The sequence below is a fragment of the Caulobacter sp. UC70_42 genome, from assembly GCF_044056025.1.
In the GTDB taxonomy this organism is placed as follows: domain Bacteria; phylum Pseudomonadota; class Alphaproteobacteria; order Caulobacterales; family Caulobacteraceae; genus Caulobacter.
The window spans coordinates 3,162,451-3,174,910 of record NZ_CP171994.1; the positions used below are offsets into that span (position 1 = coordinate 3,162,451).

10 protein-coding genes and 3 pseudogenes are annotated in these 12,460 nt (G+C 67.6%); 5 read left to right on the forward strand and 8 right to left on the reverse strand.

The genetic code is table 11. The features are described 5' to 3' along the window. Positions 1-2 precede the first annotated feature (2 nt). The 3 genes and pseudogenes from ilvN to ACHMW8_RS15720 form a co-directional block, all read right to left on the reverse strand. Positions 3-560, reverse strand: coding sequence for an acetolactate synthase small subunit (ilvN, locus tag ACHMW8_RS15710; protein WP_395443056.1), 558 nt, complete (start codon positions 558-560; stop codon positions 3-5). 26 nt (positions 561-586) lie between these two features. Then, a pseudogene (locus ACHMW8_RS15715) lies at positions 587-2,391 on the reverse strand (acetolactate synthase 3 large subunit). A 112-nt stretch (positions 2,392-2,503) separates the two neighbouring features. Beyond that, the gene (locus ACHMW8_RS15720) at positions 2,504-2,551 is read right to left on the reverse strand and encodes a hypothetical protein (RefSeq protein ID WP_175582080.1); all 48 of its coding nucleotides are present in this window, start codon (positions 2,549-2,551) and stop codon (positions 2,504-2,506) included. 242 nt (positions 2,552-2,793) lie between these two features. Here ACHMW8_RS15720 and ACHMW8_RS15725 point away from each other — a divergent pair, with 242 nt between their 5' ends. Beyond that, positions 2,794-3,792, forward strand: a complete 999-nt coding sequence (locus tag ACHMW8_RS15725; protein WP_395443057.1) for a serine hydrolase domain-containing protein — start codon at positions 2,794-2,796, stop codon at positions 3,790-3,792. On the opposite strand, the gene ACHMW8_RS15730 is transcribed toward ACHMW8_RS15725, so the two are convergent. Then, a complete protein-coding gene (locus ACHMW8_RS15730) occupies positions 3,789-4,283 on the reverse strand; it encodes a CinA family protein (protein ID WP_395445990.1) in 495 nt (164 codons plus the stop codon). The two genes, ACHMW8_RS15725 and ACHMW8_RS15730, sit on opposite strands and share 4 nt — an antisense overlap. Positions 4,284-4,305: 22 nt before the next feature. Further along, a complete protein-coding gene (gene miaA, locus ACHMW8_RS15735) occupies positions 4,306-5,199 on the reverse strand; it encodes a tRNA (adenosine(37)-N6)-dimethylallyltransferase MiaA (protein ID WP_395443058.1) in 894 nt (297 codons plus the stop codon). Between miaA and serB the strand changes: the two genes are divergently transcribed. The 3 genes and pseudogenes from serB (at position 5,180) to ACHMW8_RS15750 (ending at position 7,940) form a co-directional block, all read left to right on the forward strand. Then, complete coding sequence (gene serB, locus ACHMW8_RS15740) at positions 5,180-6,058, forward strand: phosphoserine phosphatase SerB (protein ID WP_395443059.1); 879 nt, start codon at positions 5,180-5,182, stop codon at positions 6,056-6,058. The genes miaA and serB overlap by 20 nt on opposite strands. Next, positions 6,055-6,736: pseudogene (locus ACHMW8_RS15745) on the forward strand (HAD family hydrolase). The gene serB and the pseudogene ACHMW8_RS15745 overlap by 4 nt, the downstream one beginning before the upstream one ends. Positions 6,737-6,833: 97 nt before the next feature. Beyond that, the gene (locus tag ACHMW8_RS15750) at positions 6,834-7,940 is read left to right on the forward strand and encodes a P-loop NTPase (RefSeq protein ID WP_395443060.1); all 1,107 of its coding nucleotides are present in this window, start codon (positions 6,834-6,836) and stop codon (positions 7,938-7,940) included. Between the two features lie 55 nt (positions 7,941-7,995). Here ACHMW8_RS15750 and ACHMW8_RS15755 read toward each other — a convergent pair whose 3' ends face one another. The 3 genes and pseudogenes from ACHMW8_RS15755 to ACHMW8_RS15765 form a co-directional block, all read right to left on the reverse strand. Beyond that, positions 7,996-9,294 (reverse strand): outer membrane protein transport protein, encoded by a 1,299-nt coding sequence (locus ACHMW8_RS15755; RefSeq protein ID WP_395443061.1) that lies wholly within the window; start codon positions 9,292-9,294, stop codon positions 7,996-7,998. Between the two features lie 230 nt (positions 9,295-9,524). Beyond that, positions 9,525-10,429: pseudogene (locus ACHMW8_RS15760) on the reverse strand (SDR family NAD(P)-dependent oxidoreductase). Positions 10,430-10,610: 181 nt separating this feature from the next. Beyond that, on the reverse strand, positions 10,611-11,447 hold the full coding sequence (locus ACHMW8_RS15765) for a helix-turn-helix transcriptional regulator (protein WP_395443062.1): 837 nt from the start codon (positions 11,445-11,447) through the stop codon (positions 10,611-10,613). 94 nt (positions 11,448-11,541) lie between these two features. Here ACHMW8_RS15765 and ACHMW8_RS15770 point away from each other — a divergent pair, with 94 nt between their 5' ends. Next, the gene (locus ACHMW8_RS15770) at positions 11,542-12,408 is read left to right on the forward strand and encodes an SDR family oxidoreductase (RefSeq protein WP_395443063.1); all 867 of its coding nucleotides are present in this window, start codon (positions 11,542-11,544) and stop codon (positions 12,406-12,408) included. Positions 12,409-12,460: the final 52 nt, after the last annotated feature.

Consider the following 12,460-nt stretch of genomic DNA (forward strand, 5'->3'; position numbering starts at 1 on the left):
CGCTACATCCCTTCGACGCCCCGCTCGATGGAAAGGACGCCCGTGCGGGAAAGTTCCACCAGGCCCAAGGGGCGCATCAGGTCCAGGAACTTGTCGATCTTGGACGGCGCGCCCGAAATCTCGAACACGAAGCTCTCCAGCGTGGTGTCGACCGGCTTGGCGCGGAAGATCTCGGCGATGCGCAGGGCCTCGACGCGATCCGGGCCAGACCCGCGCACCTTGACCAGGGCCAGCTCGCGCTCGACGCCGTTGGGGTCGCGGGTGACGTCGTGAACGCGGCGGACGTTGACCACCTTGTTCAGCTGGGCCTCGATCTGGTCCAGCACCTGGCGCGTGCCGCGGGTCACCACGGTGATGCGGCTGGTGTGGGCCTTGCGGTCGGTCTCGGCGACTGTGAGGCTCTCGATGTTGTAGCCCCGCGCGGCGAACAGGCCGACCACGCGGTGCAGCACGCCAGGCTCGTTGTCGACGAGCAGGGCGAAGGTCGCGGTCTGCTCCGGCTCGCCCATGGGGCTAAGGTCGTAGGCCGAGGCGGGGGCGGGTTGGGTGTTGCTGGTCATGTGTCGTTTCTAACCCGTCCCGTACCTTAAACCAGCCCCGCGCCGGCCTCGCCGATGACGTTGCCGATATCCTCGACCTCGCCCATGATCATCTCGTTGTGGGCCTTGCCCGAGGGGATCATCGGCAGGCAGTTCTCGTGCTTCTCGACGCGGCAGTCGAAGATCACCGCCTTGTCGCTGTTGATCATCTCCAGGATCTTGGCGTCCAGCTCGGCCGGATCCGAGCAGCGGATGCCGTGGGCGCCATAGGCCTCGGCCAGTTTCACGAAGTCGGGCAGGCTGTCGGAATAGGAGTGGCTGTAGCGCTCGCCGTGCAGCAGCTGCTGCCACTGGCGGACCATGCCCATCCACTCATTGTTCAGGATGAAGATCTTGACCGGCAGGTCGAACTGGATCGCGGTCGACAGCTCCTGGATGCACATCTGGATCGAGGCCTCGCCGGCGATATCGACGACCAGGCTGTTCGGGTGCGCCAGCTGCACGCCCAGGGCGGCGGGCAGGCCGTAGCCCATGGTGCCCAGGCCGCCGGAGGTCATCCAGCGGTTCGGTTCCTCGAAGCGGAAGAACTGCGCCGCCCACATCTGGTGCTGGCCGACCTCGGTGGTGATGTAGACGTCCTTGTCCTTGGTCAGCTCGTACAGGCGCTGGATGGCGTACTGCGGCTTGATGACCGTGTCGGACGCCCGGTACTTCAGGCATTCGCGGGCGCGCCACTGGTCGATCTGGGCCCACCAGTCGGTCAGGGCGACCTTGTTCGGCTGCAGGTTCGCGGCCTTCCAGGCGGCGATCAGGTCTTCCAGCACCGAAGCCGCGTCGCCGACGATCGGCAGTTCGACGCGCACGTTCTTGTTGATCGACGACGGATCGATGTCGATGTGGATCTTCTTCGATCCCGGCGAGAAGGCGTCCAGGCGACCGGTGACGCGGTCGTCGAAGCGAGCGCCGACGCAGATCATGACGTCGCAGTCGTGCATGGCGTTGTTGGCCTCGAACGTGCCGTGCATGCCCAGCATGCCCAGCCACGCCGGATCGGCGGCCGGGAAGGCGCCCAGGCCCATCAGGGTCGAGGTGACGGGGCGCCGGTCAGGGCCTGGAACTCGCGCAGCGCCTCGCTGGCCCTGGGACCGGCGTTGATCACCCCGCCGCCGGTGTAGAAGATCGGCCGGCGCGCGCCGGCGATCATCTTGACGGCCTCGGCGACGCGGCTGGCGTCGGCCTTGGTGCGCGGCGAATAGGCATGGGTCGACTTGATCTCGGTCGGGCCGAAGTACTCGCCCTTGGCGAACTGGACGTCCTTGGGAATGTCGATCAGCACTGGGCCCGGACGGCCGGTGGTGGCGATCTTGAAGGCCTCGTGGATGATCTGCGGCAGGTCGCGGACGTCTTTGACCAGGTAGTTGTGCTTGGTGCACGAGCGCGTCATGCCGACGGTGTCGGCTTCCTGGAAAGCGTCGGTGCCGATCAGGTGCGTGGGAACCTGGCCGGTGATGACGACCATCGGGATCGAGTTCATCAGGGCGTCCATGATGCCGGTGATGGCGTTGGTCGCGCCGGGGCCCGAGGTGACCAGAACGACGCCCGGCTTGCCCGAGCTGCGGGCGTAGCCCTCGGCGGCGTGGGTCGCGCCCTGCTCGTGCCGGACCAGGATGTGCTGCAGGCGCGGTTCATGGAACAGCGCGTCATAGATCGGCAGGACCGCGCCGCCCGGATAGCCGAAGAGAACCTCGACGCCCTGGTCCACGAGGCCGCGAACCACGATCTCGGCGCCGGTCATGGCGCGATCGATGGTGTCGGCGGGAGCTTGGCTCTCGATGGTTTGATGGGCGGTCATGGGAGAGGTCCGAGTGGGGAAGGGGCGGGAAACTGAACTGGAGGGAAGCGGAAAGAAAAAAGGTCCCGAAGGACCTTTGCGCGCGCGACCGAGCTACGACGTGACTTCTAGGTCACCCCGCGAACGGCCGCTCCATAAGTACGGTCATGGTTTTGCGCACGAGTCTTGCTCCAAAGCTACGGAATGGGTCATGACATGCGCCCGTTGGAGCGTCAAGGCGCTCTTTGCCGCAAGGTTGTGCCTTTTTCGGTGGTGTGATCTTACCGTAGTTTCACGTGACATGGGCAGTTTTTCCCTCCACGTTGGCGCTCCTGCAACGGAGGAGCGCATCGGTGTTCGGACGGCGTGAATTTCTGGCGGGCGCGGCGGCGCTCGGTTTGGTCGAAAAAGGCGGGCGCCAGCGTGCTTACGGGCGGCGCGGCGGACCGCGCGGTCGACGCGTTCCTCAAAACTCAGCCGTTCCAGGGCGTGGTGCTGATCGGCCGGGCCGGCAAGCCGATTTACGCCCGGACGGTCGGGTTCGCCGAGATCGAAGCCAGGAAGCCGGCCGCGCTGGACACGCCCTACGTCATCGCCTCGATCTCCAAATGGCTAACCTCGACCGCGCTGCTGAAGCTGGTCGAGGCGGGCAAGCTGGATCTGGACGCGCCCATCTCGACCTGGCTGCCCGACTACCGCGCCGACACCGGAGCCAAGGTCAAGCTGCGCCACCTGATGACCAACATCAGCGGCGTGCCGAATGGCTTCGCGACGTGGACCAAGGCCAATCCCGATCCGGACCTGTTTCAAAAGACCTTCACGACCGCCGAGGCGGTGAAGCTGTGGTGCTCGGGCGACCTGATCTTCGAGCCGGGGACGCGCTTCGACTATGTTCTGACCAACTGGATCCTCATCACCGCGATCATCGAGACGGTCACGGGCGAGGCCTACGCCCAGGCGATGAGCGAGTTGGTGCTGGGGCCGCTGGGTTTGACCCGGACCACGCCGACCGATCCGGCGAACATGGCCCTGTCGTATCGGACGTTGGAGCCCCTGACGCGACAGCGTAATGACCGTTTCCCATTCATGGCCGCCAGCGGCGGCTATGTCAGCACGGCGGGCGACCTCTTGAAGGCCGCGCACGCGATCCTCGATGGCGGCTTCCTGGCGCCCGCCAGCAAGAAGGCGCTGCTGACCGTGAGCTGGCCGGACCAGGATTACGCCCTGGGCGGTCGGGTGAAGAGCCTGTTCGCCGACGGCATGCCGCGCGTCTTCGCCTGGGAGACGGGCCGGGCGGCCGGCTATCGCTCGGTGCTGGGCCACCGCTTCGATGACCAGACCACCGTCGTGCTGCTCAACAACACCAGCATTTCCCAGAAGGCGATGGACGACTTCGCCTACAGTCTGTTCGGGACGGTCTAGGCCTCCAGCGCGTCCAGGGTCTGGGCCAGGAAGCCAAGCGCGCCGGCGGCGAAGGCCTGCATGTTGGAGGCGCGCCGGTCGCTGCCGGTTTCCACCGTCGTGCTGACAGACACCTCTTCGCCGACCACGGCCATGCAGCAGTGGCCCGGCGCGTCGCCATAGCGGTTGCCGTCAGGACCGGCCGCGCCGGTTTCCGACAGGGCCCAGGTCGCCTTCAGGTTCTTGCGGGCCACGCGGGCCAGCATCACCGCATAGGGCTCGCTGGCCGAACGCAGGCCGTCCATGGCCTTCTGCGGGATATCCATCAGGGTGAGGCGAGCGCGAGCGGTATAGACGACGGCCCCGCCGACATAGAATTTCGAGGCCCCCGGCACGGCCAGCAGGGCCGCCGAGATCAGACCGCCGGCCGAGGACTCGGCGATGGCGATCGTCTCGCCTCGGGCGATCAGAAGCGCGGCGACGCGTTCGGCGAGGGCGTTGAGGTCGGACATCATGCTTCTTTCGTAGGGACCATCACGGAGCGCTGATGCGCTCCCAGTCCGGCGTCTGGTTGCGGAACCAGGTCAGCTGGCGCTTGGCGTAGCGGCGGGTTTCCTGGCGGGCGGCGTCGAGGGCCTGCTCCAGCGTGGTCTCGCCGCGCAGATGGGCGGCGAACTCGCGATAGCCGACGGCCTTGAGGGCGGGGAGGGACGGATCCAGGCCCCGCGCCTCCATGGCCCGCACCTCGTCCAGGGCGCCTTGCTCGACCATGGCCGACAGGCGCGCATCGCAGCGGGCATAGAGTTCGGCGCGGGGCGGATCGAGGACGCGGCCCTCCCATGTTCCAGGCTTCAGCGCCGGCCTGGTGTCGGTCTGCCACGAGGTCAGAGACTTGCCGGTGGCCACGGCCACGGCGTGGGCGCGGACCAGCCGCTGGCGGTCGCCGACCTCGATGCGCGCCTCGGCCTCGGGGTCGAGGGGCTTCAGAATCTCGCGAAACGCTTCCTCGCCCCGGGCGGCGTAGAGCAGGCCGGAGATCTCGCGCTGGGTCTCGGGCACGGGCGGCACGTCGGCCAGGCCATGGGTCAGGGCGCGGAAATAGAGGCCGGTGCCGCCGACCACGATGACCGGATTGCCGCGCGCTTCGATCTCGGCGATCGCCGTGGTCGCCGCCTCCAGCCAGCGGCCGACCGACCAGCCAACGGCGGCGTCGGCCACCTCGAACAGGTGATGCGGCGCCTTGGTCTTCTCTTCTGGAGACGGGCCCGCGGTCAGCACACGCAGCCCCGCATAGATCTGCATGGAGTCGGCGTTGACGATCTCGGCCCCGGTCCACTCGGCCAATTGCAGCGCGTGGGCGGACTTGCCGCTTGCGGTCGGGCCCGCGATCAGCCAGATGCGGGGCGCGATGTCCGAACTCTCCACCATTCCGACCGTCCTCACCGTCGTGGGGGCAGACCCCGACGCCTATGCACAAGCCGTTTCGCGCGTCGAAGCCAGGCTGTCCAGCCGTCGCGAGGAGCTGGGGCCGCTGGCGGCCGACTTCTTTGTCGAAGACGGGGATCCGAGCGCGCTCAAGGCCGACCTGGCGAACCTGCCGGTCGACGTCGCGGTCCAGCCCGTCGCGAACCGCAGGAAACGTCTGCTGATCGCCGACATGGACTCGACGATCATCAATGTCGAGTGCCTGGACGAACTGGCAGATTTCGCCGGCGTGAAGGAACAGGTCTCCGAGATCACCGAGCGCGCCATGCGCGGCGAGCTGGCTTTCGAAGGCGCCCTGCGCGAGCGGGTCGGAATGTTGAAGGGCTTGGGCGTCGAGGCGCTGCAAAGCTGTTACGACCAGCGGGTCCGGTTGAATCCGGGCGCGGAGATCCTGGTTCGCACCATGGCCAAGCATGGCGCGCGCTGCGCCCTGGTCTCGGGCGGCTTCACCTTCTTCACCAGCCGGGTGGCGGAGGCCGCGGGCTTCCATCTGAACCGCGCCAACACCCTGATCGAGCTGGACGGCGTCCTGACGGGTCAGGTCGGCGATCCGATCCTGGGCAAGGAAGCCAAGCTGGCGGCCCTCAACGCGGAAACGGCGGCTCTGGGTCTGACCCCGGCCGACGCCCTGGCGGTCGGCGACGGCGCCAACGACCTGGCGATGATCGAGGCCGCGGGCCTGGGCGTGGCCTATCGCGCCAAGCCGATCGTGGCCGCCGAGGCGGACGCCAAGGTCGACCATACCGACCTGACCACCTTGCTCTACTTCCAGGGCTACAGGACCGAGGAGTTCCATCGGTGAGCTTTCCCCGCCGCGTTGAGGCCGTCGTCTTCGACATGGACGGCCTTCTTCTGGATACCGAGATCGTCTACCGCGCCGCCATGATCGAGGCCGGCTCCGTCTTCGGCGTCCACTTCACCGGCGAGACCTACGCGGCCATGGTGGGCAAGACGACGCCGGAGTGCGGCGTCATGCTGGGCGAACTCTATGGCCAAGAATTTCCGGTCCAGGCCTATTTCGAGCGGGTCTGGGCGGATGTTCGAGGACCTGCTGGCGGCCGAGACCAAGCTGAAGGCCGGGGTGATCGAGATCCTCGACTATCTGGACGATCTGGGCCTGCCGCGCGGCATCGCCACCTCGAACGGCATGGTCGCGGTCGAAAAGTATCTGGGCCGCTTCGACCTGCTGGGCCGGTTCAACGCGGTGGTCGCTCACCAGGACGTCACCCGGCACAAACCCAACCCGGATCCCTACCTGCTGGCCGCCCAGCGCATCGGCGTCGATCCCGCCCACTGCCTGGCGCTGGAGGACAGCCACCCGGGCGTCCGCGCCGCCCACGCGGCCGGCATGATGACGGTGATGGTGCCGGATATCCTCGATCCGAACGAGGAGATGCATGACAAGTGCGTGCACATCGCCGACAGCCTGCACCACGTGCTGGACCTGCTGAAGGCTTCGGTCGAGGAGCGGGCGGCCTAGCGTTCGGGCGGGACGTCGTCACGCGTTACGCGGCGCTACGCACTTGTAATGGCGGGCGGTCGCGCGGATACAGGCCCTCGCAACTGGAGGCCCGCTCGTGATTGCTACCCTCGACGACGCCCGCGTGGCGCTGGACCGCATCGTCGACCCGGCGAGCGGACGGGGGTTGGTCGCCGCCGGCCTGGTGCAGGGCCTCGTGGTCCGCAATGGTCGCGCCGGCTTCATGCTGGAGGTCCCGGCCAGCCAGGCCGCCGCCTATGCCCCCGTCCGCGAGGCCGCCGAGAAGGCCCTGGCCGCCTTGCCGGGCGTGGAGACGGCCCAGGTCGTGCTCACCGCCCAGGCCGCCGAGGGCGCGACGCGGGTGCGCAAGGGCGCCAAGATCAGTGAGGATCCGCAGGCCCGCGTGGTCCCGCCGCCGGAGGCCGAGAAGCCCGCCCACGTTCGCCACGTGATCGCCGTGGCCTCGGGCAAGGGCGGGGTGGGCAAGTCCACCGTCTCGACCAATCTCGCCGTGGCGTTCGCGAAGATGGGCCTGCGCGTCGGCCTGCTGGACGCCGACATCTATGGCCCCTCGGCCCCCAAGATGATGGGCGTCGACGGCGATCCATTGTTCGAGAACGAGAAGCTCCAGCCGCTGGAGGCCCACGGCGTCAAGCTGATGTCGATCGGCTTCATCGTCGACGAGGGCAAGGCGATGATCTGGCGCGGGCCGATGGCCTCTTCGGCCGTCCGCCAGATGATCCACGACGTGGCCTGGGGCTCGGAAGCCCAGCCGCTGGACGTGCTGGTGGTCGACCTGCCGCCCGGCACCGGCGACGTCCAGCTGACCCTGGTCCAGAAGCTGCGGATCGACGGGGCCGTGCTGGTCACCACGCCGCAGGAAATCGCCCTGATCGACGCCCGCCGGGCCGCCTCGATGTTCCAGAAGACGGCCACCCCGATCCTGGGCCTGATCGAGAACATGGCCTTCTTCCCCGATCCCTCGACCGGAGCGCCGATCCCGATCTTTGGCGAGGGCGGCGGCGTCGCCGAGGCCGAGCGCCTGGGCGTGCCGCTCCTGGGCCGCGTGCCGATCGAGATCGCCGTCCGCCTGGGCGGAGACGAGGGCGTTCCGGCGGTGATTTCCGAACCCAAGGGCCAGGCGGCCGAGGTTTTCGTCGCAGCGGCGAAGACGCTATGGGCCACGGTCAGCCACCAGCCATGAAAAAGCCCGCCCGGATCGCTCCGGGCGGGCTTCTCTTTTCAGCGGTGCGTCAGCCTTAGAAGCTGAAGCGGGCGCCGGTCGCCAGCACAACGGCCGAGCCGGTGACGTCGCCATTCAGGCGGACGGTCGAGCTGGTCGCCGTCACGTCGGTGCGGTTGATCTTGCTGTCATCGAAGCTGATGTAGCTGATCGCGGCGTCCAGCTTGATGTTGTCGGTCGCGGCCCAGGTGGCGCCGGCGGCGTACATCATGCGGTCGCCGTCCGGCACGCGGGCGGTGCGGCCGACGTCCGGTGTCGGGGTCGGGTCGTACTGGACGCCGGCCCGCAGGGTCAGGCGCGGCGAGGCCTGGTAGTCGACGCCGGCGGCGTAGGTGGTGACGTTCTTGTAGTTCTGGACGCTGGTCGAGGCGCCGCCCGGGAAGGTGACGCGGATGGCGTCAAACTCTTTCCAGCCGACGCGGCTGACCGAGGCGTTCAGGGTCCACTGGTCGTTCACCGCCCAGCGGGCGCCGACATTGGCGATCCAGGGCAGTGTGATCTTGGCCTGGCCGTCGACCGAGAAGTTGTTGGCGGCCGGGATCGGGGCCAGCAGGCCGCCGACCGTCACGGTGCCGTCCAGCTTCTGGTCGATCTTGCTGCGATAGCTGGCGCCGATGGTCAGGGCCTTGCTCGGGTGGATCTGCGCGCCCACCGTGTAGCCATAGGCCCAGCCGTCGCCCTTCAGCGACTGCGAGCCATCGGCCTGCAGCGGCGAGATGTTCGGCAGGGCGTTGGTCAGCTTGGCGTCGGCGTAGAGGGCGGTGACGCCCACGCCCAGGTCGATCATGTCGTTGACGCGATAGGCGACGACCCCGTCGACATTGACCGTGCGCAGTTGCGACTTCAGGGCGTCGTACCGCGTCCAGCTGTCGGTGTTGTACTCGGTGGTGAAGTTGTAAGGCGCGGCGACCGAGACGCCGAAGGCCAGCTTGTCGTTGACGCGGAACGCGACGCCCGCGTTCGGCACGATGCCGTCGTTGATCGGGTCATAGGCGGTGTTGGCGCCGCCGATCGGGGTGGTCAGGCCTGCCGGCGGAACCGGACGGGTGATGGTCGAACCGGTGTTGGTGACCTTGGAGTCCACCTGGATCATGTTCAGGCCGATATAGCCTTCGTTGCGCTGGATGCCGGCGATGGAGGCCGGGTTCCACCACAGGCTGCCGACGCCCTTGTCGGCGACTTCGCCCGAATAGGCGCGGCCGGTGCCGCGAACCGATTGTTCCTGGAGGTAGAAGGCCGAAGCGGAGGCCTGGGACGCGGCGGCGAGCGCCAGCAGAGCGACGCCGGCGGCGAGGCTGGTACGCGAGAGAGACATTTTGACGTGCGACCTTCTTGGGGAGGAAGAGGCTCGCCGAACGCTTGTTGGGCGCTCGAGGAGCGCCGCGTTTAACGCATCTGTTCAAATACCGTTGCTATAAATTGTCCAGAACATGAATTTTGTCAGTTTTGATAAAGATACGGGGCCGCGAAGGCCCCGTATCAATCGTCGTTATGTCAAAAAAGCCGCACGTGACTTGGTGAGAAAGCGGCAATGCTTATGCCAATTTAGCCGCCGGCCATCTTCCGGAAGAACTTCTGGCCCTGCTCGCCGCCGTTGAAGTAGGCCTTCTGGCCGTCCTCGGCGGTGATCTTGTCCCAGTTGTCGCGGACCTCCTCGGCCGACAGGCCGTCCTCGCCCAGATAGACGCCCTCGGTCTCGTAGATGCGCGACAGGGCGAAGGCGCCGGCGCCGGCGGTCAGGATCGCGCCGGTGGGCGCCTCTTCCGAGCACAGATAGACGACGCCCGGGTGACATATTCCGGCGCCAGCTTGGCCAGCACTTCCGGCGGCATCAGGCCCTCGGTCATGCGGGTGGCCGCAACCGGGCTGATGGCGTTGATCTTAACGTCGTTCTTGGCGCCCTCGAGCTTGAGGGTGTTCATCAGGCCCAGCACCGCCATCTTGGCCGCGCCGTAGTTGCTCTGGCCGAAGTTGCCGTACATGCCCGAAGACGAGGTCGTCACGACGATGCGGCCGTAGTTCTGGGCCTTCATGATGTCCCAGACCGCCTTGATCGGCTTGAAGGTGCCGAACACGTGCACCTGCATGACCAGCTCGAAGTCGGCCAGCTCCATCTTGGTCAGGGTCTTGTCGCGCAGGATGCCGGCGTTGGCGACCAGGATGTCGATGCGGCCCCACTTGTCCATGGCCGTCTGGACCATGTTCGCCACACCCGCGTCATCCGTCACCGAAGCGCCGTGGGCGATGGCTTCGCCGCCGAACGCCTCGATCTCCGCGACCACCTTCTGGGCCGCCTCGGACGAGCCGCCCGAGCCGTCGACGCTGCCGCCCAGGTCGTTGACCACGACCTTGGCGCCGCGCCGCGCCAGCTCCAGGGCGTGCTGCCGGCCAAGGCCGCCACCGGCGCCCGTCACGATCGCCACCTTGCCGTCGAAGCGGATGTCCGCCATGCCCAAGTCTCCCTCAAACGCGTGTTTGGTTTGGCCGTGTTGTGCGGCGCGGGAGAGGGGGCGTCAAGGGGAGCGATCCTCCTGCGTGAGGCGCACGCGCGTTCGACTTCACGCGGCTGGCCGCTGAAGGCAGGGAAGGGAAGCGGAGCGCCCGGGCGACGCCCGGAGGATTGGATTCAGCTCAACTCGCTTCCACCAACGCCCGCACCCGCTCGAACTCTTCCGGCGTCGCCGGAGTGTAGACGATCATCCCCAGGTCCGGCCGGCCGTCGATCGCGAAGGCGGAATATTCGAAGGCGATCTTGCCTAGGGCCGGGTGGCGAAGGTGTTTGACGCCATCGCCGTAGTAGCGGACGTCGTTTTCCGCCCACATGGCCGCGAAGTCGGGACTGCGCCGGCTGAGTTCGTCGACCAAGGCGTTGACCGAGGTCTCGGCCCCCGCCCCGGCGCGCGCGACATCGGCGCGGAAGGCGGCGACCACGAAGCGGGCCACGTGCTCCCATTCCTCGTTGAGCGCCCGGGACCGCGGATCGCAGAAGATGCGCCGCAGGATATTGCGCTCCTCGACCGGCAGATCGCCGTAGTTGGCCAACACCACGGTGGCGGCGCGGTTCCAGGCCACGACATCCCAGGTCAGGGTCTTGATCATGGCCGGGCTGGGGTCCAGCGCGTCGAGCACCCGCTGCAGGCGCGGCGACACGCCTTCGGCCTGTCGGTAGCGGACCTCCGGCGGTCGACCCAGGCCCAGCAGGAACAGGTGCTCGCGCTCGACTTCGGTCAACATCAAAGCGCGGGCGATGCGGTCCAGAACGTCGGCCGACGGACCCCCGCCGCGACCCTGTTCAAGCCAGGTGTACCAGGTGGCGCTGATATGGGCGCGCTGGGCAACCTCCTCGCGGCGCAGGCCCGGCGTGCGGCGGCGCGGGCTGGAAAAGCCCAGGGCGGCGGCGTCCAGTCGGGCCCGGCGATCACGCAGATAGGCGCCGAGCTTGTTTTCGCCGAGGAGGGGCGCGTTCATCCTGTTAGGCCTTATACCTGTATAATCTCACTACTTTAACAGGATAATCTTAGCGCGCAGTCTGACCGAAGTGAAATCCTTCGAGGTCTCTCCCATGCGTGTTTTCGTCACCGGCGCCACCGGATTCGTCGGCTCGGCCGTCGTCCAAGAGTTGATCGCCCACGGGCATCGGGTTCTGGGTTTGTCGCGCTCCGACGCCGGCGCAGGCCAGCTGGAAGCGGCCGGGGCCGAGGTCGTGCGCGGCACGCTCGATGACCACGACGTCCTGGCCCGCGCCGCGGCCGGCTGTGACGGCGTGATCCACACCGCGTTCAATCATGACTTCTCGAAGTTCGCCGAAAACGCTCGGCAGGACCGCCGCGCCATCGAGGTTCTGGGCGGCGCGCTGGAAGGCACGACCAAGCCGATCCTGGTGACCTCCGGAACGGCCATGCTGGCGCAAGGCCGCGTCGCGACCGAGGCCGATCGCCCATCGGGCCCGTCGCCGCGCATGTCGGAAAGCGGGGCCGACGACCTGGTCGCGAAGGGTGTTCGCGCCTCGGTCGTTCGCCTCGCGCCGACGACGCACGGCGCGGGCGACCACGGCTTCGTGCCGATGCTGATCGCTCTGGCCCGCGAAAAGGGCGTGGCGGCCTATATCGGCGAGGGAAACAACCGGTGGTCGGCTGTCCATCGTTCGGACGCCGCCCGCCTCTACCGTCTCGCCATCGAGCGCGGCGCGGGCGGTGAGCGCTATCACGCCGTCGCCGAGGAGGGCGTTCTGTTCAAGGACATCGCCGCCGCGATCGGGAAGGGCCTGTCCCTTCCCGTCGAAAGCCGCCCTAGCGAGCATTTCGGCTGGTTCGCCATGTTCGCCGGCATGGACGCGGCGACCTCGGCCGCCTGGACACGCGAGGCCTTGGGTTGGACGCCCATCGGCCCGAGCCTGGCCGAGGACCTGGAGAACGCCGGCTACTTCTAGATCGGCGAAGGGGGCCTGAGCGGACCTCTGGGCGCGCCGGAGCACGGCTCAA